The organism is Qipengyuania sp. SM2512, from assembly GCF_054954005.1.
Genome location: NZ_CM143134.1, coordinates 262,763 through 287,278, shown reverse-complemented (window position 1 = coordinate 287,278; position 24,516 = coordinate 262,763). Strand labels below are relative to the sequence as shown.

Sequence of the window (24,516 nt, the reverse complement as noted above, 5' to 3'; positions counted from 1 at the left end):
CGTGTGATTCCAGTCACAGCTGCGTCAAAACTCGCTTTGGCGCTTTGACAAGGCGTTCAGCTTGGCGCAATTAATGCCCCATCGAAGGGGCTGGAATTCTACACCATCAACATCTCGGAACCTGCCGTTGGGGAAACGGCAGGCTCCAAATGATGGAGTGTTGAGGGATGTGGGGGTCGCCAGACCCAGTTGTCGCGACTGGAGTTCTCAATGACAAAATTGCACCAGAATTCACTCAAGGGCCTGGCGGTATCCGCTTCGGTCCTCGCTCTCGTTTCCGCCGCACCCGCTTGGGCGCAGGCCGCGGATGAAATCGAATGTCCCATCGGCCAGGAAGAGGTGAATGGCGAGTGCGTCATTCAGTCCGACACGCCGGACGGTGTTTCGAGCAACGCACCGGGCGCGGATGATGCTGTCGATGTGACGGATACTGGTGCTACCGGCGCGCAGGCGCCAGGCGCGATCGTCGTGACCGGCTCACGCATCAAGCGCGATACCTACTCCAGCATTTCGCCGCTGCAAGTTATCACCACTGAAGCTTCCAACGAGGCGGGGCTGTTCGACCCCTCCCAGATTCTCCAGCGGTCCGAATCCGCTTCCGGTCAGCAGATCGACGCAACCTTCCAGGGTTTCGTGCTCGACAATGGTCCCGGTTCGCAGACCCTGAACCTGCGCGGGCTGGGTGCGAACCGAACGCTGCTTCTCCTCAATGGCCGTCGCCTCGCGCCGGCTGGTGTTGAAGGCGCTCCGACCAATCCCTCAATCAACCTGTTTCCCGGCTCGCTGGTCGATCGCTACGACCTCCTGCTCGACGGTGCATCCTCTGTCTACGGCTCGGACGCTGTGGCCGGCGTCGGCAACATCATCCTGCGCAAGGACTTCGATGGGCTTGAGCTCTATGCTCGTGGCGAGGTCAATCCGCAGGGCGCTGGTGAAGACTACACGGTCAGCGCAGCTTACGGCGTGAATTTCGACCGCGGCTTTATCGGTATCGGCGCGGAATACGATTATCGCGATACCGTTCGCCTGAATGATCGCGGCTTCTTCCGCGGTTGCGACAAGCACTACGAAGTCGACCAAGACGGCAATATTTACACGGTTGGCAAGTACGACAACGCCCTGGTTCTGGACGCATCTGGCGGGGCGATTTCGGTCTCGGAGAATGAGTGCAAGGTCGATGGGATCTCGGGGCGTATCTTCAACCCGTACAACTTCTCGGGCTCGATCTATTTCCAGCCCGATGGCAACGGCAACTTCCCCGGCTATCCAAACTTCCCTTATGCGGATTCGACCAATGCCTTCGGGGATCCGATCGACAGCAATGGGGACGGTATCCGCGATGTCGACTTCCAGGACGTCAACACCAACGGTGCCAATCGCGATCAGGTGTTCCTGAGCGAGCAAAAGCTCTACAACGTGATGGCATACGGCGAATACACTTTCCCGGGCGCCGGCAACATCACGCCGTTCTTCGAGGCCAATTACAGCCGCGCGGAAATCTTCGCCGACAATACCGGCGTTGCGCAGGTCTTCCCCTATGTGCCGTCCGACAATCAGTTCAATCCGTGCAACATCGATACCAACGCCGATGGCAGCCGGATCAATCCGAACGGGGTCGATTGCCGCCAGATCGATAACGCGATCAACAATTTCCCGGTCTACAACCCTCCCGGTGTTCCGGGTAACCCCCGCGGCAACTATGGCTTCAGTCTGCCCGTCAGCCCGATCATCGCGGTACGCGGAGATCGCAACAACACCGACGTCACGCAGGAACTCTATCGCGGTGTCGTTGGTGTTCGCGGCGACCTTCCCTTCCTTGCTCCCAGTTGGACTTTCGAAGTCTCGGGCGTCTATTCGCGTTCGGAAGGTGTCTCGATCCGTTCCGGTATTCGTGAAGACAAGCTTGCCTTCGCGCTGGGTATCGATCCGACCGCTGACTTCAGCGGAAATGGCATCGCCGATAGCGACACCGATGCCGACGGTGATGGAATCCCGGACAATGCCGGCGATGGTATTGCAGACAACTACGATTCCAATCTCGATCTTTTCGCGGGAGATCCGCAGAATATCGGTGCATGTAACGCTGCCGGTCTTGCCAACCCCGACCTGGCCATGCCGGATCTTCTCCAGGGTTGCGTACCGGTGAACCTTTTTGCGCCGAGCCTTCTGACCGGCGCAATCGGGGATTTTGCCACTCAGGCGGAGCGTGACTACGTCTTCGGCGTCCGTCGTTTCGACACGACCTATGAGCAAATCATCGGCAACGCCTTCATCACCGGCGATCTCTTCACGCTTCCGGCCGGTCCTGTCGGGGCGGTGCTCGGCGTCGAGTTCCGCAAAGACAGCATCGACTCCAAGCCGAATGACGTGGCGGCGAACGGCCTGTTCTTCGGCTTCTTCCGCGACCGCGGTGCGGTCGGCAGCAAGGTCACGAAGGAGGCATTCGCCGAAATCGACATTCCCCTCGAGGCCAACAAGCCTTGGGTTCGCGAACTCAGCCTCAACCTTTCCGGTCGCCTCACCGATGACGAGTTCTACGGCACCAATTACACCTATTCGATTAAGGGTGGCTGGCGGCCGATCGATTCGTTGCTGCTGAAGATGAGCTATGGCACCTCGTTCCGCGCGCCGAACCTGCGTGAGAACTTCCTGCTTGGGCAGTCCGGTTTCCTGACTTTGGCCGATCCCTGTGCGGTCCCGGGCGCCGCATATGAACCGCTGAACGGGGGCTATCAGGCAGATCAGGACACCCGCGACCCCAATGTTATCGCGGCCTGTCAGCGTGAAGGACGCGATCCCTTCACGGTAGGCACGAATGGTGCGAGCACGGTGAATACCACCAGTATCGAGGTCGAGACGGCTGGCAGCTTTGATATCGATCCCGAAACCTCGCGGTCAATAACAGCTGGCTTCGCTTTCGAAGAAACCTTCGGCGAAGGTTTCGACGTGTCACTCGGCGCAAGCTACTTCGACATCAAGGTCAAGGATGCCATCATCGAACTGGGATCCCAGTTCATCATCAATGATTGCTTCACCCGAGATGATGGCCAACGCAGTTCGTTCTGCGATCTCCTGTCTTATGGTGTGACACCGACAAGCCGGGGTCTGATTACGGATGTCCAGCCGACCTTCGTCAACCAGGACCAGGAAAGTGTCCGCGGCATCGACTTCAACGCCTTCCTGGGGAAAGAGCTCAATGTCTTTGGCAAATTCGTCGATTTCGGCCTGACGCTCCGTGCGAACCATCTCGTCGAACGCAGTTCTCTGTTTATCTCTGCTCAGGGCGATCGTGTATTCGAAGACGATACGGGTGAGTTCGGTTTTCCGAAGTGGACCGGTAGCGCCCAGTTCACTGCGGACATCGACAAGTTCCGGTTTACCTGGGCAACCCGGTATACTGGTTCCGTCCAGCAAGACGAAGCAGGTCTCGACGAATTCTCGGACGCGTTCGGCTTTGGTCCCGATGGCGAAGAGACCGGCTTCTTCAGCGATACTTGCCTCGGCAATGGTTCGCCGAGTGGCGTAGTGGCAGGTGACGGTCGCTTCTGCCGCGATATCGGCTTTGCCGACGAACAGTTCCTGCACACCGTTTCGCTGCGTTTCCGCGATGATCGCATGACGATCATCGCGGGCGTGGACAACGTGTTCAACACGGCGCCGCCGCTAGTCGATGGCAATGAAGTGCTTTCCATCGCCAACACCGCGATCGGCAACGGCTATGATTACGACGGCCGCGAGTTCTTTGCTTCGGTTCGTTACGACTTCTGAGGCCGTTCATCCGGCATCGACCATGAAAGGGGCGACTTCATGCTTGCATGGGGTCGCCTTTTTCGCTTCAATTCCCCGAGTTCGGAAATCTTGTGAGAGTCGCATTATGAAACTTTTGAAATCAGCCCTTTTGGCGGCTGCTGCAGGCACTCTTGGCCTTGCATTGCCTTCGGCGCCAATTTTGGCGCAATCCGCCGGTCAACCCTCGATCCCCGTCGAGGTCTGGGCGCTTCGTGACGTCATCAACGCGGTTCAGGTGTCGCCCGATGGCAAGCATGTCCTCGTGCACAAGGTCGAAAGCAAGGAAGGCGACTACCTGCTCGAGATCTACAACACCGATGACATGAGCAAGCCGATCAAGCGGCTGAACGCGGATCCGATGGAAATCATCGGGGTCCAGTGGGTCAGCGACAAGTATCTGTTCGGTACCGCATGGCAACAGAACCGCAGTTCGGTCAAAGGTCCCGAAGAGGGGACCTATGATTACAAGGCCTTTTCCTACAATCTGGAAACCAACAAGTTCAAGGATTTGCCAGGCAATTTCGCGCTGGTGAACCTGCTTCCCAAGGAGCCGGACACGATCCTGATCGGATCTGGCAATGCGGTTGCCGATGGCACCGGTGTCGATCCTTTTGCGGCGTTCCGTCCGCGGTCCTACTATCGTTTCAATCTCAATACCGGTGCTCGCTCGCTTGTGTTGAAGGGGAACGAGAAGTTCCCGACGGCGATTTTCGACAATGACGGCAACCCGCGGTTCACCAGCTCGGTCGAGCCGGGTTCAAACGAGCTCGTCACGTATTATCGCGCGCCCGGCGACGGCTCTTGGAAGGAGTTCGGCGAGCGCTACAGCCAGAACGAGCATGAGAACCTCTATCGCGTGCTGGGCGGTTTCATGGGTCCGGTCGGCTTCAAGGCGGACGATCCCAACATTGCCTACATCATCGACAATCGCGGCGAAGACAAAGCGGCACTGTGGGAGTTCAACGTCTCGACCGGCCAGTTCGGCGAGAAGCTCGCCGGCACCAACGCCGCCGACATCATGGGCATCCAGACCCACTCCATTCCAGGCAAGGATACGCTCGTCGCGGCCCGCTACCCATGGGCGAAGATGGAGAGGGTGTGGTTCGACGACGAGGAAAAGGCGCTCTACGAGGCCCTCGAACAGCAGATTCCCAATGCCCATCAGGTGAGCATTTCCAGCCGCTCGCGCGATGGCAATACGATGATCGTGACCAACCGCGGCCCACGCGATCCAGGCTCCTACTGGCTGGTGAAAGACGGCCGCATGGCCAAGCTCGGTAGCCGCAATCCGCTGCTCAAGCCCGAGCAACTCGCGGACGTCGAGTTCATTCGCTACCCCGCGCGCGACGGCAAGATGATCCCCGCTTACGTGACGAAGCCAAATGGCGAAGGGCCGTTTCCGCTGGTTGTTCTGCCTCACGGCGGTCCTCACGTGAACGAGGTCATCACCTATGACGAATGGGGCCAGCTGCTCGCCAACGCCGGCTACATGGTGCTTCAGCCGCAATACCGCATGTCGGTGGGCTGGGGTCAGGATCACTTCGATTCCGCCTATGGACAGCACGGCCTGGCCATGCAGGACGACAAGGACGACGGGGCGCAATATCTCGTCGACCAGGGTCTCGTCGATCCCGACCGGATGGCGATGTTCGGCTGGTCCTACGGCGGCTATGCCGCCCTGGTTGCCGCTTCGCGCGAGCCGAACCTGTACCAGTGCGTCATTGCCGGCGCGGCGGTGGCCGACCCCGAAAAGGTCTACAAGATGCGCAGCAACGCCTATACGCCCAAGGCGATCGACGAGTGGGCCAAGCGCCGCGGCATGATCGGCATCAATCCGATCAACGAGGTATCCAAGGTCAATGTCCCGGTGCTGATGGTCCATGGCGACGTCGATGCGCGGGTGATGTATTTCAATTTCACGGACTACAAGAAGGCGATGGAGCGGGCGGGCAAGACCGATGCCCAGTACCTAACGCTCGAAGGCGCGGACCACTTCTACAACACGCTCATGTACGAGCATCAGGAGGCGTTCTTCACCAAGATGCTCGACTTCCTCGCCAATGATTGCGGGCCCGGCGGGCTCTAGGGTTCAGAGCTTCTGACAAAGAACCCCCGCAGCCCTTGAGGGTTGCGGGGGTTTTCTTTTTTGGAAGGTTCATTGCGGCAGCACACGGAAGACGCTTATTCGATGCGTCGCCCCTTGACCCCGTTCTGCCCCGCGATGCGGATAAAATACGAACCCAGCGCCGCCTTCTTGAACACCACCGCGTCGCCTTCGCGCGGGTCCCGGAGGCGCATGGGTACATTGCTCATCTGCCACTTGCTCCCCTCGGCGATGGTGATCACATAGGTGTCGCCCTGCAATCGCCGGACATCGGTGATAGTGGATTCAAGCATCGAGCTGTCGTCCTCGTCATCGCTGCTTCCGAAAATGCCTGATTTGGGCATCGTAAAGCCGAACAGGCTTCGGCGGGTCTCGCGCACCTGTTCGCGGTCGACGATGCTCACCTCTCCGCTCTCGGTCGCCGCGACGATCTCTCCCGCAGCCTTGTCAAAGCAGGCGAGGCGTTCGGCTCCCTCGGCGATGCTGCGGCAGGATTTGAGCTGGGCGACATAATCGGCCGAAGGTGTTGAGTCTGCGTCTTGAGCCTGCGCCCCCGCCGGCGACACAGCGACCGCCAGCGCCAACCCCAGTGATGCACCGGGGACCCGTTTCCAGGCTCGGGCACTGCTGCGCCCAGGATTCGCATGGCGGATCGGAATTGAATCTTCGAACATCGGTGGTATCCCTTGCCCTGGCAATTTCCCCGCTATGCGCCGTTTCCCGGGGCTGGTGTCAACTGTAACCGCAATGTCACACCGGTGAAGTTCCGGCGCATGTTGGCACGACTTCCATTGCTGCGGGCGTCCTGATTGCCTTAGACGATTGCCATTCGGACTAGGTTCCGGACTCAAATCTTTTACAAATGGGGGGCGGTGGTCGCTTCCCGTTACAAAGGGGATAGCAATGTCTTATCGCTTCACTAAGGCTTCGCTGCTTACGGGCACGATCATGGCTGGCGCCATGTTCGCGGCTCCGCTGCACGCGCAGACCGCCACCGGCAACACTGACGACGCGACCGATCAGGAGCCTGCGCTGCAGGCTGCACCAGACAACCCCGAAACAGTCGGATTTAGCGAGCCGATCGTCGTTACCGGTTCGCGCATCGCGCGCCGCAACGTTGAGACCGCTGCTCCCGTTGCCGTCGTCGGCGACGAAGAATTCCAGCTTTCGGGTACGGTGAACGTCGAGAACGTCATCAACACCCTTCCGCAGGTTATTCCCGGCACCACGTCTTTCTCGAACAACCCCGGCAACGGCACCGCAACGCTCAACCTGCGCGGTCTCGGTACCAACCGTAACCTCGTGCTGGTTAACGGCCGTCGCTGGATGTTCTTCGATACCGCCCAGGTCGTCGATCTCAACACCATCCCCTCGTTCCTGATCGACTCGGTTGATGTCGTAACCGGCGGTGCTTCGGCCGTTTACGGTTCCGACGCTCTTGCGGGGGTCGTCAACTTCCGGCTTCGCGATGTCGAAGGTGTCGAAATGGGCGGCCAGTACGGCCTGACCGAAGAAGGCGACGGCGAGACCTACGAAATCCACGGCGCGATCGGCACTGCATTCGCCGATGGCCGCGGTAGCGCCACCGTTTTTGCCGAATACTACAATCGCTCATCGGTCTTCCAGGGCGATCGCGGTTTCTCGCGGTTCGCGTTGAGCGATACCGTGTTCGGTCCCCCGCTGACGCAGGGCGGTTCGTCGATCCTTCCTGAAGGTCGCCTCACCTACTTGGGTGACGGCGATACGACTGGCACCGAATTCGATGCCAATGGCCTCGTCGTGTTCGACAGCCCCGGCGACTTCCGTCCGTTCGCCAACGATGCGTACAACTACGCTCCGGTTAACTACCTCCAAGTCCCGCAGGAGCGGTACCTGATGGGTGGCTATGCCGATTACGACATCGGCGGTGGCCACACGTTTTACACCGAAGTCACTTTCGTGAACAACCGCGTGGCGACCGAGCTGGCCGCTACACCGATTGGTCTGAACATTGGCGTTGATCTCGCATCTGTTCAGCAGTTCCTGACACCCACCGATTTCGCCCAGCTACAGCAGCTAGATGCGACCGAAACCGGTGCTGACGCCAACGATGGGATCGTCGATCTCCAGGTTCGTCGCCGTACCATCGAGACCGGTCCGCGTAACTCGCTCGACGAGCGCAATGCATTCCGCGTTCTTGGCGGCGTGCGTGGCCCGATCGGCGACTACCTGCAGTACGATGCGAACTACTTCTACGCTCGCACTCGCAATGCGAACATCCAAGGTGGCAATATCTCGGCTTCCGCCTTTATCGCCGGCCTCGATGGCACCGCAACCCCGATCAATGTGTTCGGTCTGAACACGCTGACGCCCGAAATGGTCGAGCAGATTTCGATCCAGGCGCAGAACGGCGATGTCTCGACGTTGGAAGTGGTGAATGCCACGATCTCCGGCACTCTGGGCGATTTCGCCATCGGCACCGCCGAGCCGATCGGCTTTGCGGTCGGTACCGAATACCGCAAGGTGGCATCGGAATTCCTTCCCGACACCGCGCTGTCCTCGGGCGACGTGATCGGCTTCAACGCCGGTGACGCAACCGAAGGCAGCTACGATGTGAAGGAAGCTTTCGGCGAATTGAACGTTCCGCTCGAATTCGGCTCAGCCCGCCTCGAGCTGAACGGCGCCGCGCGCTATTCGCAGTACTCGCTCGAAACTGTCGGTGACGCCTTCACCTATGCCGGCGGCATTCAGTTCTCGCCGGTACGGGACATCACCTTCCGTGCCCAATATCAGCGTGCTATCCGTGCGCCCAACGTCGCCGAACTCTTCCAGGGTACGGCGATCGGGTTCCCTGCCGCTACCGATCCTTGCGGTACAGCAGCGGCGACTTCGGGGGCTCTGCGAGATCTCTGCGTCGCCAACGGCGTTCCGGTAGGCAACCTCGGCAACTCGACGACGATCCAGCCGGACGCGCAGATCGCAGCGCTCTTTGGCGGCAACCCTAATCTGAGCGAGGAAGTTTCCGACAGCTTCACCGCAGGTGTGGTGCTGCAGCCGGCGTTCGTCCCGGGTCTGACCATCACCGCCGACTATTTCGACATCCAGATCGACAATGCAATCACTACGATCGGTCTTCAGACTGCATTGGATCTGTGTTTCGGCGGCAATGGCCGTGCTCCGTCGGCAAGCATCAACTCTGCCAACTGCGCCAACTTTGTTGGCAAGCGTGATGTGACCGGTGCTTACGATCGTCAGAATGCTCCGGTGCTTGGCGGTGCAAACATCGCCGAACTCGGCGTCTCGGGTGTCGATCTCGAAGTGAACTACACCTCTTCGATCCCCTTTTCGCTCTTCACCGACACCGGCGAACAGCGGGTCAACTTGTCGTTCCTCGGAACCTGGACCGAAAGCTCGTTCTTCGTGCCCGACGTTGCCAATCCCGAGGCCGTTATCGAATGTGCTGGTCAGTTCGGCCTCACCTGCGGAGAACCGACGCCGGAATTCAAGTGGACGAGCCGTGCTTCGTTCATCGACGGTCCGGTGACCACTTCGATCGCCTGGCGCCACATCAGCGCCGTGGGTGACGACGATGATGATACGAACTATGCTGCGGCAAACGGTATCGAGACGATCGAAGCCTACGATCTAATCGATCTCTCGTTCGGTTTCGACATCTACGAGAACTTCAGCATGAACCTCGGTGTGAACAACCTGTTCAACACGCTTCCGGACACTCCGGTGTTCGATGCGAACGGCAACGTGGTCGGTCGTCCGAACTCGCTGCTGCTGGGCGACAACCAGGAGCAGGCCAATACCTATCCGAGCACCTACGACGTGCTTGGTCGCCGTTACTTCGTGTCGGGCACGTTCAAGTTCTAAGAACGCGTCTGCCGCAAGGCGAAAGATTGAAGGGCGGTGGACCTCGGTCCGCCGCCCTTTTTCTATGCTCTTTGTTCATGGGCCGGACGCGCGGTCGGAGTTTGAAGAACGTCCGGTTGGTCGCATGACGGGAAGGCCACCCGCCCGGGCGTTGGCTTCGTCCTAGGAGAAGGTGAGGAAGTTCGCGAAGGCTCTGCCGGAGGGCTCGCACACCTCTTGGGCGGATCGCAGCCGTAGTCCGGATCCGGCGAAGGCGAGGACGAAGCGCTCCTGGTCGTCCGCCGTGGTGCAAGCCCGATCGAGGGCATCGATCCGTGCGAGCTCGTTGCGCGCCATGCGTGCGATGCTTCGCAGGGTCGCCAGCATCGGCTGTATATCCTTCGGTGTGCCCATGAGTAGCGTCCGGCGAACGGCCTCGGAGATTTCCCAGCCTGGCGAGGTCTGGCCGAGGAGCTGCGCCCCCTCCCGGGCTGCATCCGTTGCGATGCCGAGCGCGTCCCGCAGCCCGTTCGGCCCCAGGGTGAGAGCGGTTTCCGCGCGGGCGATCACCCGCGCGTCGTCGAGCGCTCACTGGATCGCCATGGCACGGCGCCGATTGTGCTCGAGGATTGGTCCATCGCAACGATGGACCAGAAGCGCTACCCGGCCGCCGCCCCGCAGCACTCTGGCGGTCTCGGCGGCAGACCTCTCCAGCTCGCTGTATTCCATCCCGAATTGGCTCGTTACCGCGTGAAACCGGTCGTCGGGAAAGGGCAGCGCCTCCATGGCTATTCCCCCGCGCAGCTTGGTGCCGCGCGGCGCGTCGGGAAGCCGCGGCGCCAGATCGACGCCCGTCAGCTTGAGGTCGCGACGCCGCGCGAGCATCCATTTGAGCACCCGGCCGTCGCCCGTGGCGAGGTCGAGCAGCCTCGCGGACCGAGGCATGGTCTGTGCGAACCGGTGCCATGCGGTCTTTTGCGCAGCTTCGAGCGCGGCCGAATGATGCGGCAGGCAGCCCCCCTCCATTGTTGATTTGCCCCCGCGCGCCGCATCCGACCAGAACTCCGCCCAAGGACCGACGTCGGGGCGGTCCGGGCTCATCTCTAGCGCCCCACCCCCGGAACGACATCGAAGGCCAGCGTCATTCGCTCGGCATCGCCGAACGGCGTGGTGCCGTGATAGAGCGTGCTGGGAAACAGCGCGAGGTGGCCCGGTTCGGGCGTGATGGTCGCCAGGGGGGCAAGACCGCATCGCAGATCGGGCGGCGGGCGACCGAGCTCGAGCCAGCCACTCTGTTCCTCGCCCCGTGCATCCTCAGGGACAATCAAATACAGCGCGGAAGAAAGGATGCCTTGCGGGTGGATGTGGGCGGTGTGATAGTCGCCGCCGCCGGTCAGCCGCACCGACCAGGACCCCGCAAGCTGGAGGTTGGCATCGGCATGGCGAAGCAGGGGGTGCTTCCCGTCCAAGGCTGGAAGACCGGCCCGGTAATCCCCGATCGTTGCTAGGATCGCCGCATGCAGTTCCGCCAGAACCGGCTCGGTCCGCTCGAAGAGGATACCCCGCGTCTGCGTCCCTCCGCGCAACGACTGTCCGAGCGGAAGCGGCGAATTCGCGTGCAACTGGCGCAGTTGCGCGACGATGCCGCCGAGCAGGTCCTCGCTTCCCTGCAGCGGCAGGCACTGAACCAGGCCTTCTTGATCATGCAGCCACTCGGCGCGCGGATCGCCGGTCAGCCGCCAGACGACGCCGCGCAGGGCCCAGGCGGCGATGTTCCAAGGGTCGCCTTCCAAGGCCCGTTCCAGCAGCCGCTCCGCTCGTTCGAATTCGCCCCTCCGAATTCGATGACGGGCTTCCTGGATCCAGCGCGGCGGGGTTTGAAGAGCGAGCTTCGCGAAAACCGCTTCGGCACGCTCATCGTCGCCGGCACACCCCGCGTGGGCGGCTTCGAGGAGCGCGAAACCGGGCTGTTGCGGGAAGCGGGCGCGCGCCTTGGCAGCGACCTCCGCAGCCTCGATGGCAAAATCGAGTCCTGCCAGGATCTCGGCATGGGCATAGAGGATCCCGGGGTCTGCTGGTTGGCGGCGGGCCGCCTCGCGGTAGTGGCCGGCGAAATCGCTTTCCCCCGCGGCCAGTTTGAGCTGAGCGAGGAACTTGAGGCCTTCGAGCCAGCCGGGGGCCTGCGCGGTCACTTGCTCCATGATCTGTCTTGCCGCCTGGCTATGCCCGGCGACATCGAGCGCCTGCGCCTTGCCCAGCCAGAGATCGGGTTCGCGCGAATTGAGCGCGAGCGCGGTATCGAAGCGCGCTTCGGCCTCCGCCTCGCCCCGCTCGATCGCCACACGCGCACGGCCATGGAGCCCGCGCGGGTGTCGCGGGTCGAGCGCCAGACAATGGTCGTAGGAGCGCGCGGCATCCGCCATCCGCCGCGCCGCGCGCGCCGCATTGCCGCGTGCGGACCAGTAGCGCGGCAGGGCCTGGGCCGCGTCTTCTATACCCGCGAGCAACTCGCAGGCCTGCTCGTGGCGATCGAGCCTGCCGAGCGCGATGGCGCGGTTGATGGCGAAATCCGGATTGCCGGGATCGAGCGAGCAGGCGCGGGCGAACAGCGTCTCGGCCTGCGCGGCCTCGCCGGCTCGCAGCGCCAGCGAACCGGCTTCGTTGTACAGGTCCGCATGATCCGGCCATTGCGCCAGGCCCTGGCCCAGGATCGCGCGGGCCTGCGCCGGATCGCCGGCGCGTTCGGCCGCGATGGCAAGATCGTGCCATTGCCGCGGCGCCTGCCGGGTCACCGGTCCCGCAACCACCCGGTGATCGCATAGCGCCCGACCGGCGCGAAGGGGGGCACATAGGTCACCGCATGGCTTTGCGGCACGGCGAACAGGTTGAGCGCGTTGAAGCGCGGACGGAACCCCTCGATTATGTCGCCTTCCTCGTCGAGAAAGGCGAGGTAGCCGCCCCAGTCGGGATGCCAGTCCTCGCGTGCGAGATTGAGCACATAGGCCACGCGCCAGCCCTCGGCGACATGGCTGTCGATATGGCGGCCCAGATAATGCTGCGCGGTGTAGAGCGTCGCCTGCCCGTCGGCGCGGACGAGTTCGGGAATGCCGGTCACCTCGCGCGCGAGGTCGAGAAAGTCGGGAGCGTTGAGATATTCGAGCAGCAATTCATAAGGTCCGCCCGGATCCCACCTCTGGTTGAGCGCCTCGATGATCGGGTAATGCGCGTAGCGGAAGCCGTAATCGCCGCGCGCGGTCGCTTCGTGCGCCTGGCGAGCGAGACGGTTGGCCTTCTCGACCCCCGCCGGTGTCGCCAGTTCGGCATTGGCGATCGATTGCGGCGGGGTGTCCGCGGAATCGTCGCCGCGCATCGCCAGGCTCCAGCGGGTCGCCTGGAGGATCGAACGGATTTCGCGCGCGGTTTCCGGGGTCAGCACATCGCGGATCTGCACCCGCGTGCGCTCGGCAAAGCGGCGGGCAAGGGCGGGGCGGTCGAGCCGCGGGTTTATTTCGAAGAGCGCTTTTTCCATGGTGCGCCGCCACTTCTGCCGCGCGAGGCGTCCCTTGGCAAGCTGCGGGACGAGCGCCGCGGTTCAGCGGCTTGACCGCTCCGGCGCGGCACCTTACGCAATCGAAAAACGAGTAGCAAAACAAAACCGGAGAGAGCCGCAATGCCCGAAGCCTATATCGTCGAAGCCGTCCGCACCGCCGGGGGCAAACGGGGAGGCCGGCTTGCGGGCATCCACCCGGTCGATCTCGCCGCGCGATCGCTCGATGCGATCATCGAGCGCAGCGGGATCGATCCCAAGGCCGTCGACGATGTGATCATGGGCTGCGTCAGCCAGGGCGGCGAGCAGGCGATGCAGGTCGGACGTAACGCGGTGCTGGCGACCAAGCATCTGGGCGAGGGCACGCCCGCGGTCACCATCGACCGCCAGTGCGGATCGAGCCAGCAGGCGATCCAGTTCGCCGCGCAGGCGGTGATGAGCGGGACCCAGGATTGCGTGATCGCCGCCGGGGTCGAGAGCATGAGCCGGGTGCCGATGGGCTCGACCGCGATGCTGCACATGAAGGAAGGGCTGGGGCACTACAAATCGGCCGGTCTGGAAGAGAAATACCCCGGCATCCAGTGGTCGCAATTCGCCGGCGCGGAAATGATCGCGCAGAAGCACGGCTTCTCGAAGGACGATCTCGATGAATTCGCGCTGCAGAGCCACCTCAAGGCGAAGCGGGCCACCGAGGCGGGCGCCTTCGAGAACGAGATCGTGCCCATCGCGATCGAGACCGCCGAGGGCGAGGCCTGGCACACTGTCGACGAGGGCATCCGCTTCGATGCGACGCTCGAGGGCATCCAGTCGGTCAAGAAGCTGTCCGAGGACGGCAAGATCACCGCGGCTTCCAGCAGCCAGATCTGCGACGGGTCGAGCGCGGTGCTGGTGGTCTCCGAGCGGATGCTCAAGGAGCACGGGCTCACCCCGCTGGCGCGGATCCGCAACCTCACCGTCACCGCGGGCGATCCGGTGATCATGCTCGAGGAGCCGCTGTTCGCCACCGACCGCGCGCTCGAGCGCGCCGGGATGAAGATCGAGGATATCGATCTCTACGAGGTCAACGAGGCCTTCGCCCCGGTGCCGCTGGCCTGGCTCAAGCACACCGGTGCCGATCCCGAACGGCTCAATATCCATGGCGGCGCGATCGCGCTGGGCCATCCGCTGGGGGCGAGCGGCACCAAGCTGATGGCCACGCTGATCCACGCGCTGCGCCGCAACGGCAAGAAGTTCGGCCTGCAGACGATGTGCGAGGGCGGCGGCGTCGCCAATGTCACCATCGTCGAAATCGTCTAGCTGACATCGCCATCTCGGCGGGAGGCGGGGCCACTGCCGCTCGCAGACAAATCATTGCATTGCGTCCCGGCATGGGCTGGGACGAATTCGAAATATCAGGAGAGATCACATGGAAGTTTCTGCCAATACCCCCGCAGTCGTCACCGGCGGCGCCTCGGGCCTCGGGGCCGCCACCGCCCGCGCCATTGCGGCGAAGGGCGGCAAGGTCGCAATCTTCGACATGAACGAGGAGAAGGGCACCGCGCTCGCCCAGGAACTGGGCGGCGTGTTCTGCAAGGTCAACGTCACCAGCGACGAGGAGGTCGACGCCGGCTTCGCCAAGGCGCGCGAAGCGCATGGCCAGGAGCGGATCCTCGTCAATTGCGCGGGCATCGGCAATGCGATCAAGACCGTCAGCCGCGACAAGCAGTCGGGCGAGATCAAGATCTTCCCGATTTCGGCCTTCGACTTCGTGATCCAGGTCAATCTGATCGGCACGTTCCGCTGCATCGCCAAATCGGCCGCCGGGATGATGACGCTCGAACCGCTGAGCGAAGACGGCGACCGCGGCGCGATCGTCAACACCGCCTCGGTGGCGGCGGAAGACGGCCAGATGGGCCAGGCCGCCTATTCGGCGTCGAAGGGCGGCGTGGTGGGCATGACCCTGCCGATCGCGCGCGATCTGATGCGCGAGGGCATCCGCGTGAACACCATCCTGCCGGGTATCTTCAACACCCCGCTGATGAATGCCGCGCCGCCGCAGGTGAAGGAAGCGCTCGCCGCCAGCGTTCCTTTCCCCAAGCGGCTCGGCAACCCCGAGGAATACGCCAAGCTGGCGATGTGCATGATCGAGACCGGCTATTTCAACGGCGAGGATGTCCGCCTCGACGGCGCGATCCGGATGGCACCGCGTTAGGAACCAGCACAGGGGAAGGGCGGCTCGCGGGCCGCCCTTTTCATTTGGGCCGACGGAACGAGGAGAGAGACATGGCCGACTACACGCAGATCAAGCTCGATATCGCCGATGGCATCGCCACGCTGACGCTGCATCGCCCGGAGAAGATGAACGCCTTCACCCGGGTGATGATGGCCGAGATCATCGCGGCGATCGACGTCACCGATGCCGACGACAGCGTGCGCGCGGTGATCTTTACCGGCGAGGGCGATCGCGCCTTCTGCGCCGGGGCCGATCTGACGCCCGAGGGCGGCGGCCATGTCTTCTCCGACCCCAATCCGGTCGAGGACCTCTCGGACGAGCGCGTGCGCGACGGGGGCGGGCGGTTGGTGCTGCGGCTGTTCAATTCGAAGAAGCCGCTGATCTCGGCCTGCAACGGGGTCGCGGTCGGGGTCGGCGCGACCATGCAGCTGCCGATGGATATTCGCCTCGCTGCAGACGACGCGCGCTTCGGCTTCGTCTTCGCGCGCCGGGGGATCACCCCCGAGGCGGCGTCGAGCTGGTTCCTGCCGCGGCTGGTGGGAATGCAGACCGCGCTCGAATGGTGCATGACCGGGCGGATCTTTTCCGCGCAGGAGGCGCTGGATCGCGGGCTGGTGCGCTCGCTCCACCCGCGCGGCGAATTGCTGGATGCGGCGCGCACGATCGCGCGCGAGATCGCCGACAACACCTCCGCGGTCTCGGTGGCGATGACGCGCGCGATGCTGTGGCGGCTCTCGGCGACCGAGCACCCGATGATGGCGCATAGGATCGACAGCCGCGCGATCTATCGCCTCAGCCGCAGCGAGGATGCCAAGGAAGGCATCGCCAGCTTCCTCGAGAAGCGCCCGCCCGCCTATCCCGATAGGGTCAGCGGCGAGATGCCCGATTTCTACCCCTGGTGGGACGAGCCCGGCTACAAGTAGTTGCGGTTGAAACGGTCTTGCCAAGGCGGGCAGGAGGGTTAGGGTTGCGGCCATGTCGAAATCCCAGCCTGCCCGCCAGCCTTCCCAGCGCCTTGCGGACTTCCTGCCCTATCAGCTCTCGATCGCGTCCAACGCGGTCTCGACCCGCATCGCCGAGCAGTATCGCCGGCGCTTCGCGCTGCGCACCACCGAATGGCGGATCATGGCGGTGCTGGGCGACAGCGGGCCGCTGACCCAGCGCCAGCTGACCCAGCTCACGCTGATGGACAAAGTGCCGGTCAGCCGTGCCTGCAAGGAGCTGGAACAGCGCGGCCTGGCGGAACGCACCCCCAACGAGGCCGACGGCCGCTCGCATCTGCTGCAGCTGACCACCGAAGGGCGCGGGGTCCATGCCGGCATCATGCCGCTGGCCAAGAAGATCGAGGCCGAGCTGTTTTCCGTTCTCGAGGCGAGCGAGCGCGACCAGTTGCGGGACATGTTGGTGCGATTGCGCGAAGCCGCGGGCGACTTCGACGCCGAGAGCCTCGTGGGCTAGAGCCGACAGACTTTCCCCGCGATCATTCGCAGAATGCTCATCCTATCCCGCCCGAGAACGCATCGGAAATCGAACACGCAGCCGGGCCGAGAATGACGATGAACAGCACCGGCAGGATGAACAGGATCAGCGGGATCGTCATGATCGCGGGCAGGCGCGCGGCCTTTTCCTCGGCGCGCATCATGCGCGAGTTGCGGAATTCGGCCGAGAGCACGCGCAGCGCCGAGGCCAGCGGGGTGCCGTATTTCTCGGTCTGCACCATGGTCGTGACCACGCCCTTGATGTCTTCGAGATCGACACGATAGGCGAGATTGTTGAAGGCCTTGCGGCGCTCGTTGAGGAAGGACAGTTCGATCGCGGTGAGCGCGAATTCGTCGCCCAGTTCGGGATAGGCGCGGCCCAGTTCCTTGGCGACGCGGTTGAAGGCGGCATCTACGGTGAGACCTGCTTCGGCGCAGATCACCAGCAGGTCGAGCGCGTCGGGCAGTCCCTTGCGGATCGCATCGGTGCGCTTCTTGGCCTTGTTCTTGAGGTAGATTTCCGGACCCTTGTAGCCCAGACCGACCGCCGCGGTCAGCGCGGCGAGCTTTTTCATGTCGCCCCATTCGGGGAAGCTGTTGAGCAGATAGACGTAGAGGAACACCAGTCCGCCCAGGATCAACGGCACCGCCAGGCGCAGGCCGATGATGAGAACCGCCAGTTCCTTGTTGCGATAGCCGGCGTGGGCGAGCTTTTGCTGGATATCCTCGATCTGGCTCTGCTGCAGCACTTTCATGCTGTCGAGCGTGTCCTTCACCCGGTCGGTGGTGTCGGAATTGCGCACCAGGCTCTGCCGCTTCTTCGCGTTGTTGGTGACGATCCCAGCCTTGAGCTCGTCGCGCCGCTCGTTGAGCGCCTTGACCCGGCGGGCCATCGGGTCCCTGATCGTGACCGCGGTGTAGATCGCGAAAATCACTGCAAAGGCGGCGATCCCGGCGAGGATCGAGCCGACCATGATGACGTCGAAGCCGAGAAGCGTGGGGCCGGCGGGCGAATCCATTGTGCTCTCTCCGTCCCTTAGATTTCGAAGCTGACCATCTGGGCCATGATGAAGACCCCGATACCCATCCAGACCATACCGCCGAGTCCGGCGACGATCAGGCGGTCTTCGGTGAAGAAGCCGCCGATATATTCGGGGTTGATCCACCAGATCATGCCGAACACGATGAAGGGCAGGGCGCCGACGATATAGGCCGAAGCCTTGGATTCCGAGCTCATCGCGCGGATCTTGAGCTTCATCTGCCCGCGTTTGCGCAGCACGTCGGAGAGGTTGGAGAGCGTCTCAGCCAGATTGCCGCCGGTTTCGCGCTGAATGGCGAGCGTAATGCAGAAGAAGTTGAACTCCGGTATTCCAAGCCGATCGGCGGTGACCTGAAGCGCTTCTTCCATGGTGCGGCCGATCTTGATGCGCTCGACGATGGACTTGAACTCCTCGCCAACCGGTCCGGAAACCTCTTGCGCCACGACCGCCAGCGTTTCGGTGACGGGAAGGCCGGAGCGCAGACCGCGCACCAGCAGTTCGATGGCGTCGGGGAATTTGGCGTTGAATTGGTTGGTCCGTTTCTTGACCAGATGGCCCACCACCATATGCGGCAGACCCGCGCCTGCGAACACTCCGACGCAGAGCGCCAGCGGAAGCGCGCCGGTTCGCAAGAACAACAGCACCGTCAACACCAGCGCCAGACCGAGCGAAGTGTAGGCGTATTGCGACAGGCTCCAGCGTTTGCCGGTTCGGTCGAGCCGGATAGCCAGAGCTTCGAGCCGCGAAGTCGAGCCGGCGACGCGCTGAGGCTTGGGCTTGCGCGCGGCGATCGCCTTCTTGAACTGCGATTCGACCTTGGTGTCGGTGCTTTCGGAATGGCGGAAACGGACCTGCTGCAGCCGGCGCTGTCCCGCCTTGGCAGGTGACGGCCCGGAGAGCATGGCATAGCCGAGCACCAGCACCCCGAGGGTGCCGGCGATAACGAGCAGGAACTGGATCGTGCTCATGTTGTCTCTCCGACCATATTCATTCCATCATGTCCGCTTCCGCCCGCCGGGAGTCAGTCTGCGCCTGCTGCCGCCGGGGAATTGGCCCTGGGCTTCTTGGCCAGCAGCGATTTGAGATCGAAGCTGCCGAGCAAGGACTTCTTGCCGAGATCGCTAGCGTCTTCGCCCTGTTCCGCGATCCCGCTGATGATGCGCTCGCCGAGCGATTTGATCGCCGAAGCAGCCTTGCTCTGGACATTCGCTTCGATGAAGGGCTGACCCAGCTTGGCCGCTGTGGCGGCGCCCTTTTGATCGAAGGGGACGGTGAAATCGATCTTGCGCTCGATCGAGGCCTCGAAATCGGATCTGCTGATTTCGGCGGTGCCGGCTTGCACCTTGTTGGCAACCACGATCGGCACTGCGTGGCTGGCATTGGTCTTGAGCCACGAGAGCAACCGGATCGAATCGCGCGCCGAGGCGAGCGTCATCTCGGTCGCCAGCACCACGATGTTCACGTCGTTGAGCAGATGCGGGAAATTGATCAGCATGTTGCGCGGCAGATCGATGACCGTCATCTCGAACGCCTGGCGGAACTCTTCCTCGAGCTGGAGGAAGGCCGCGCCGTCGGTCATCAGCGGCGAATTGATCGGCGCCTCCGCCGACAGGATGGCAAGATTGTCGTGCGCCCGGATCATGGCGCGTTCGATGAACAGACCGTCGATTCGGCTGGGATTGTCGATCGCATCGGTCAGGCCGCGGCCCGGCTCGAGATCCAGCGCCAGCGCCCCCGTCCCGAAATGGATGTCGAGATCGAGCAGGGCGGTGGAGAGGTGCTTGTTCGAGGCGAAATACCAGCTGAGCGAGGTCGCCAGCGTAGAGGCGCCGACACCGCCGCGGGTGCCCACGATCGCGGTGGACACGTGGCTCTTGACCGCTTCGACTTCCCCGGTGCGCGGTGCGCTGAAAACCGTCTGCGCCTGGTTGAGCGAATCGCGCAGCGCGGTCGCCGACAGCGGCTTGAGCAGGTAATCGTGGATTCCGCTTGCGAGCAGATCGCGGTAGAGCCGCACGTCGTTGACCTGGCCGATGGCAATCACGACGGTGCCCGGCTCGCAAACCTCGGCGAGCGAGTTGATGTCGTTGAGCGGATCTCCGCTTTCCGACAGATCGACCAGCAGGATATTGGGGCTGGCGCTGACCGAAAGCGACTGGATGGCGTTGCGCAATCCGCCCTTGTTGCACTTCTCCGGCGCCCAGCCGAGTTCGATGACCACCGGACGCAGCACATCGAGCGCATTCTCGTCGCAGATATAGGCCGCGAAGGGATCGCGATTGTTGCCGGACGTGCCGGATTTCCAAGGTGCATTCATGGCTTATTCCCCTCCGGAATCGACTTGGCCGAGCCCGCCCGCGCCGGTCGGCTCGGCCGCCCGATAGGCGTTGATCGCCTTGGTAGAAGTGGTCACGACGGTTTCGCCGGTGCCAGCCTGACCCGCGATCAGATCTTCCGGATTGGCGATCATGGCCGCGAGGTTCGAATTCACGCCGCAACCAAAGCCCGGAGAGGTGGCGTTGTTGTAATTCGCTTCGGTCTTCACCGACCAGTCCGGGCAGCTCGGAACCGACGCGGTGGAACGGGTGATGACGACACGCGCCTGGCCCGGAGCGACATAGCCCTCGGTAACCGGCGAGCCGTCCGTCACCATCAGGCCGTAGCGCCCGGCGAGCGCGGCAACCGCTTCGCGCGTGGCGAGGGAATTGACCGGGTCGTCGATCGAGATGCGGTCGCCATAGCGCAGGTCCATCGCCTCGAACCAGCCGGCCAGCCGCTGCTGTTCGCTGATCGGCAGCCCCCCCTGCGGGGCAGCGATGTCGAGCGTGTAATTGGCGCGCTCGACGACGGGCTGTTTGACGCTGTAAAGCGAGCGATTATCCGCCATGGTCCCGCAGCCGGCGAGTGCTACGCCAAGCGAAAGGGCGACGGCCCCGGCGAGCTTGCGATTGAAATTGATACGCATGGGTCTTCGTCCCCTCACTTGAAGCTGAAGCCGGGAGCGGCGGCGACGTCGCCGCGTTCCTGGCGGCGCGGAGCCGCGGGCTGGGTGGCGGCCTGCGCATCGGGAGCGCGCAAAACCTGCGGTGCGACCTGAATTGCGTCGGAAACCGTCGGTCCGGGACGGCTCGCACCCGATATGCCGTCGTTCTCGTAATAGCCGAACAGGGTCTGCGCCGTGTTGGGCGACTGATACCCGTCGGTCGGCAATGCGATGCGGCTGCCGTCGATCGGCTTGACCAGATAGGGCGTGACCACGATAACCAGCTCGGTTTCGCCGCGGCGGAAACTGGTGGAGCGGAACAGATTGCCCAGGATCGGCACGTCGCCCAGACCAGGCGCCTTCTCGATCGAATTCTGCGCATTGGTCGAAAGCAGCCCCGCGATCATGAAGCTCTGCCCCGACCCCAGCTCCACCGTCGTTTCCGCGCGCCGGGTGATAAGCGCGGGGACCTGAAAGCCATTGAGATTGACAGCACCTTGCGTAGACAATTCGGAGACTTCCGGGCGGACTCGGATTGAGATTCGTCCATTGGCCAGAACCGTGGGCGTATAGGCTAGGCTGACGCCGTAATTCTTGTATTCGATCGTCGTGGTGCCGAGCCCCTGGGCAAGCGGTATAGGAAACTCGCCGCCAGCAAGGAACTGAGCCGTTTCGCCGGACAGGGCCGTCAGATTGGGCTGCGACAGTGTCGTCACCAGACCTTGCGTTTCCGCTAGGTCGAGCGCGGCCCCGATGTCGAGCCCGAGTAGCTGGCCAGCGAATCCGAGTGTCGATCCGATACCGGCACCGGGAATCGATGACGCTCCAGGTCGCGTTACGCCGACACCTAGCGGGGCTCCCGGAACCAGCACGCTCGGCTGGCTTCCATTTGTAACACCGAACTGGAAGCCTCCGGTGCTGTCGACGGTGGCGAGATTGGCGCCAAGCGTACGAACGAGAGAACGGCTGACCTCGGCAAAGCGCACCTGAAGGTTCACCTGCAGCGGCGTTGCCATCCGCAGCCGGCTAATGACGTTCGATTCTTCGCCCACGAAGGCTTCGACTAGCGTCTGCGCTTCCGCGGCGTCCTCGGGCGCAGCCACGGTGCCGGTCAGCAGGACAGTGTTGGTGCCCATGGTGGCAACCGAGATCTTGGCTTCGGGCATCGCCAGCGCGAGCATCTGGTCGATGCTGCCGATGTTGGAGCCGACGCGGACGTTGGCCGACCAGATGATGTCGCCCGCTGCGTTGCTGGCGTAGATCGTTGTCTCGCCGCCCGCACGCCCGAAGACGTAGAGCTGGCGCTGCGATTTCACCTGGACGTCGGCGATCGTATCGTCGGCGACGAAGATGTCGGTCATGCTGCCGGGGACGTTGATGAGCTCGCCCTTGCCGATCGAGATGACGATGCTTTGCGACGGCTGGGTGGAGCTCTGCGCCGTGGCGACGCTCGCCGGAATGCCGGCCAGCGGCGCGAGCGCCAGGCTGGCGAGCAGCATTTTGGCAGTGAGACGACGTTTCATTGGTTTAAGCCCCCTGATGGCTTCGATTGGGTCGACCGCAGTCCTGTCCAGCTTCACCGGGTTATCCCGTCCTGCGTCTAGCTTGCTGATCATCGCGCTTTTCCGACGGCCACTTCGGACGTTTCCTGCCCGCGGGTCACGCGAACGATCGGCCCCCGCGGAACGGTGCGGGTCTCAGCCGCAGGCCCCGGAGAGCCCGGTCCGGACTGCGAGATATCCATTGTACGATCCGCGGTTTGCGGCGCAGTCTGCGGCGGAACCGAGGAGCGCTGGAAGCGCGATACATCCCCGCCGGTTGCGAACGAGCCACGCGCGTCGTTCGGCCGTGCCATGGCTGCACGCAGCAGCTTCTCTTCTTCTTCGGGCGTGGCATCGTCGGGAATGACGATATCTCCGCGCGCGAGGACCTGCTCGAGTTCGCTCTGGCTGTCCGCCAGCGAGCGCAGAGAAAGGCTGAGCTGGCCGATGGTTTCTGCCACCGCGATCTTTTCGGCGATCTTGGGCGTCACTTCGAGCGTAACGGTGCGCGTTTCTTTGACGACCGTCTTGCCTTCGACAACTTCCTGGGTGGTCGACTGGTCGGTCGCCAGTACGCGAAGGTTACGCAGAATGGTTTCCGAGGCGTTCAGCGGCTGTCCCTGAGTACCACTAACGGTCTGGGTCAGCACGATGTCCACACGGTCGCCCGGGAAGACGAAGCCGGCGACGCCGGTCTTGGCGGATACGGGTACCGTCACGGCGCGCATGCCCGGCCCGAGAGCTGCGGCGAGGAAGCCGCTGTCGCCGGGACTCACGAGCGAGCCTTGCGTCACCGGCTGGCCGGCGGTGATCGGATGGCGCACCACCGTCCCCAGCAACTGGGTCATGTCGGATTCGCCTTCGACAAAATAAGCGTCGGCCACCATTTCGCCCGGCCACAGCTGAAAGCCGATGGCGTCGGCGGTAATGATCGTGCCCACCGGCAATGCACGTTGCGCGACCAGAACCTTGGGACCCTGCGCAACGACCTGAGCCGCTTCGACCTGCGGCGCGGCGGCGCCTGCGAACATGCTCCGGGCGATCAGTGCCGTACCGATCGCAATGATCAGCGCGCCAACCAGCAGAACCAGCTTCTTCCTATCCATGGCTTACAAGGCCCCTTGTTTGTCCGCCTGCAAGACGCGGCGGACGACTATGGTTTCAGGGCATAGAGCCCGATTGGTTAAGATCGCGTTTTCAACCGAAAGCGGCCGTGGGCACGGCGGAGACAAGATCGCGGGTGGCAAGGATCCAGATTCCCCCGGTCGCAATGGCGAGCCCGTAGGGTACCCGGATTTGCTCCTCCTGGCGGCGCAGGACGCGCAGCGAGGCCAATGTCACGGCGACCAGAAGCAGAACCGGCAGCAGCGCGAGCACGAGCGTCGCGACCAGACCTCCGGAGGCGACCTCGGCGAGCGCGGAGGGCAGGCGGAGGCTCGGTCCGCCCAAAACGGCGCTGGCGAAAGCCGCCGCAATCAGCGTGCAACCGATCAGCACTCCGAGATCCCGCCGCGGGGCGGCACCGGCGCTCCCGGAGCGGGCAACCTGCCAAGTCCCCATGACAAGCGTCAGTACCCAGCCGACCAGGACCATGATGACGAGCAGGTCGAGAAAGGCCGCCGGGGGTATCCACAGCGCCAGCGCGGTCAGCAGCTTGACGTCGCCGCCGCCCATCTGTCGCAGCGCGAAGAACAGGCAACATAGAACGAAGGTCAAAGCGGCAATGCCGAGCTGGATCGCGACACCGGGCCACAGTGCCAGTTCGCTCGCCCACCAGAACAGCGGCGCCGCGAGCGCGATGCCTGCATTGAGCCAATTGCCGATGGTCCGGCTGCGCAGATCGGTGACGACCACTACCAGCAGTGCGATTGCCAACCCGGCGAGCAATACGTAGGTGAAAATTGCGTGCATTTCGTCCCTGAGGATCGTCCTTTGGGAGCGTGCTACAGGAACGTGCTTACCAAACGGTAACCATCGGGAGGCGA

General features: G+C 63.1%; 19 protein-coding genes. 7 read left to right on the top strand and 12 right to left on the bottom strand.

From position 1 onward, the window contains the following. The first annotated feature begins 210 nt into the window (after nucleotides 1-210). Together ACQ5J0_RS01445 and ACQ5J0_RS01440 are read left to right on the top strand one after the other, a co-directional pair. Nucleotides 211-3,768, top strand: a complete 3,558-nt coding sequence (locus ACQ5J0_RS01445) for a TonB-dependent receptor domain-containing protein (protein ID WP_462568754.1) — start codon at nucleotides 211-213, stop codon at nucleotides 3,766-3,768. 181 nt (nucleotides 3,769-3,949) lie between these two features. Further along, the gene (locus ACQ5J0_RS01440) at nucleotides 3,950-5,875 is read left to right on the top strand and encodes an alpha/beta hydrolase family protein (protein ID WP_462568753.1); all 1,926 of its coding nucleotides are present in this window, start codon (nucleotides 3,950-3,952) and stop codon (nucleotides 5,873-5,875) included. Nucleotides 5,876-5,970: 95 nt separating this feature from the next. Here ACQ5J0_RS01440 and ACQ5J0_RS01435 read toward each other — a convergent pair whose 3' ends face one another. After that, entirely contained in the window at nucleotides 5,971-6,477 is a 507-nt protein-coding gene (locus ACQ5J0_RS01435; protein ID WP_462568752.1) for a hypothetical protein, read from the bottom strand. 319 nt (nucleotides 6,478-6,796) lie between these two features. Between ACQ5J0_RS01435 and ACQ5J0_RS01430 the strand changes: the two genes are divergently transcribed. Next, entirely contained in the window at nucleotides 6,797-9,751 is a 2,955-nt protein-coding gene (locus ACQ5J0_RS01430; protein WP_462568751.1) for a TonB-dependent receptor domain-containing protein, read from the top strand. 162 nt (nucleotides 9,752-9,913) lie between these two features. Here the strand turns inward: ACQ5J0_RS01430 and ACQ5J0_RS01425 are convergent, their stop codons facing one another. Genes ACQ5J0_RS01425 through ACQ5J0_RS01410 form a run of 4 tightly spaced genes read right to left on the bottom strand, consistent with a single transcriptional unit; the run spans nucleotide 9,914 to nucleotide 13,259 of the window. Next, nucleotides 9,914-10,300: a hypothetical protein gene (locus ACQ5J0_RS01425; RefSeq protein ID WP_462568750.1), complete on the bottom strand. Its 387-nt coding sequence runs from the start codon at nucleotides 10,298-10,300 to the stop codon at nucleotides 9,914-9,916. Nucleotides 10,301-10,318: 18 nt separating this feature from the next. Continuing rightward, the gene (locus ACQ5J0_RS01420) at nucleotides 10,319-10,831 is read right to left on the bottom strand and encodes a class I SAM-dependent methyltransferase (protein WP_462568749.1); all 513 of its coding nucleotides are present in this window, start codon (nucleotides 10,829-10,831) and stop codon (nucleotides 10,319-10,321) included. 2 nt (nucleotides 10,832-10,833) lie between these two features. Then, the gene (locus ACQ5J0_RS01415; RefSeq protein WP_462568748.1) at nucleotides 10,834-12,522 is read right to left on the bottom strand and encodes a tetratricopeptide repeat protein; all 1,689 of its coding nucleotides are present in this window, start codon (nucleotides 12,520-12,522) and stop codon (nucleotides 10,834-10,836) included. Beyond that, the gene (locus tag ACQ5J0_RS01410; RefSeq protein ID WP_462568747.1) at nucleotides 12,519-13,259 is read right to left on the bottom strand and encodes a 2OG-Fe(II) oxygenase; all 741 of its coding nucleotides are present in this window, start codon (nucleotides 13,257-13,259) and stop codon (nucleotides 12,519-12,521) included. Before ACQ5J0_RS01410 ends, ACQ5J0_RS01415 begins: the two co-directional genes overlap by 4 nt. 141 nt (nucleotides 13,260-13,400) lie before the next feature. Between ACQ5J0_RS01410 and ACQ5J0_RS01405 the strand changes: the two genes are divergently transcribed. The 4 genes from ACQ5J0_RS01405 to ACQ5J0_RS01390 all read left to right on the top strand — a co-directional run bounded on the left by ACQ5J0_RS01405 (nucleotide 13,401) and on the right by ACQ5J0_RS01390 (nucleotide 16,947). Then, nucleotides 13,401-14,573 carry an acetyl-CoA C-acetyltransferase gene (locus tag ACQ5J0_RS01405; RefSeq protein WP_462568746.1) on the top strand — a complete coding sequence of 391 codons (1,173 nt, stop codon included), beginning with the start codon at nucleotides 13,401-13,403 and terminating at the stop codon, nucleotides 14,571-14,573. A gap of 109 nt (nucleotides 14,574-14,682) precedes the next feature. Beyond that, on the top strand, nucleotides 14,683-15,468 hold the full coding sequence (locus ACQ5J0_RS01400; protein WP_462568745.1) for an SDR family NAD(P)-dependent oxidoreductase: 786 nt from the start codon (nucleotides 14,683-14,685) through the stop codon (nucleotides 15,466-15,468). A 71-nt stretch (nucleotides 15,469-15,539) separates the two neighbouring features. Further along, nucleotides 15,540-16,412 carry a crotonase/enoyl-CoA hydratase family protein gene (locus ACQ5J0_RS01395; RefSeq protein ID WP_462568744.1) on the top strand — a complete coding sequence of 291 codons (873 nt, stop codon included), beginning with the start codon at nucleotides 15,540-15,542 and terminating at the stop codon, nucleotides 16,410-16,412. Nucleotides 16,413-16,464: 52 nt separating this feature from the next. Next, the gene (locus ACQ5J0_RS01390) at nucleotides 16,465-16,947 is read left to right on the top strand and encodes a MarR family winged helix-turn-helix transcriptional regulator (RefSeq protein WP_462568743.1); all 483 of its coding nucleotides are present in this window, start codon (nucleotides 16,465-16,467) and stop codon (nucleotides 16,945-16,947) included. 37 nt (nucleotides 16,948-16,984) lie between these two features. Here ACQ5J0_RS01390 and ACQ5J0_RS01385 read toward each other — a convergent pair whose 3' ends face one another. The 7 genes from ACQ5J0_RS01385 to ACQ5J0_RS01355 all read right to left on the bottom strand — a co-directional run bounded on the left by ACQ5J0_RS01385 (nucleotide 16,985) and on the right by ACQ5J0_RS01355 (nucleotide 24,442). Further along, the gene (locus ACQ5J0_RS01385; protein ID WP_462568742.1) at nucleotides 16,985-17,986 is read right to left on the bottom strand and encodes a type II secretion system F family protein; all 1,002 of its coding nucleotides are present in this window, start codon (nucleotides 17,984-17,986) and stop codon (nucleotides 16,985-16,987) included. Nucleotides 17,987-18,003: 17 nt separating this feature from the next. Then, on the bottom strand, nucleotides 18,004-18,975 hold the full coding sequence (locus ACQ5J0_RS01380) for a type II secretion system F family protein (RefSeq protein ID WP_462568741.1): 972 nt from the start codon (nucleotides 18,973-18,975) through the stop codon (nucleotides 18,004-18,006). A gap of 53 nt (nucleotides 18,976-19,028) precedes the next feature. After that, nucleotides 19,029-20,324, bottom strand: coding sequence for an AAA family ATPase (locus ACQ5J0_RS01375; protein WP_462568740.1), 1,296 nt, complete (start codon nucleotides 20,322-20,324; stop codon nucleotides 19,029-19,031). A gap of 3 nt (nucleotides 20,325-20,327) precedes the next feature. Continuing rightward, the gene (locus tag ACQ5J0_RS01370) at nucleotides 20,328-20,972 is read right to left on the bottom strand and encodes a CpaD family pilus assembly protein (RefSeq protein ID WP_462568739.1); all 645 of its coding nucleotides are present in this window, start codon (nucleotides 20,970-20,972) and stop codon (nucleotides 20,328-20,330) included. A gap of 14 nt (nucleotides 20,973-20,986) precedes the next feature. Beyond that, complete coding sequence (locus ACQ5J0_RS01365; RefSeq protein WP_462568738.1) at nucleotides 20,987-22,513, bottom strand: type II and III secretion system protein family protein; 1,527 nt, start codon at nucleotides 22,511-22,513, stop codon at nucleotides 20,987-20,989. An 89-nt stretch (nucleotides 22,514-22,602) separates the two neighbouring features. Further along, entirely contained in the window at nucleotides 22,603-23,637 is a 1,035-nt protein-coding gene (cpaB, locus tag ACQ5J0_RS01360; RefSeq protein WP_462568737.1) for a Flp pilus assembly protein CpaB, read from the bottom strand. A 91-nt stretch (nucleotides 23,638-23,728) separates the two neighbouring features. Continuing rightward, the gene (locus tag ACQ5J0_RS01355; protein ID WP_462568736.1) at nucleotides 23,729-24,442 is read right to left on the bottom strand and encodes an A24 family peptidase; all 714 of its coding nucleotides are present in this window, start codon (nucleotides 24,440-24,442) and stop codon (nucleotides 23,729-23,731) included. Nucleotides 24,443-24,516 lie beyond the last annotated feature (74 nt).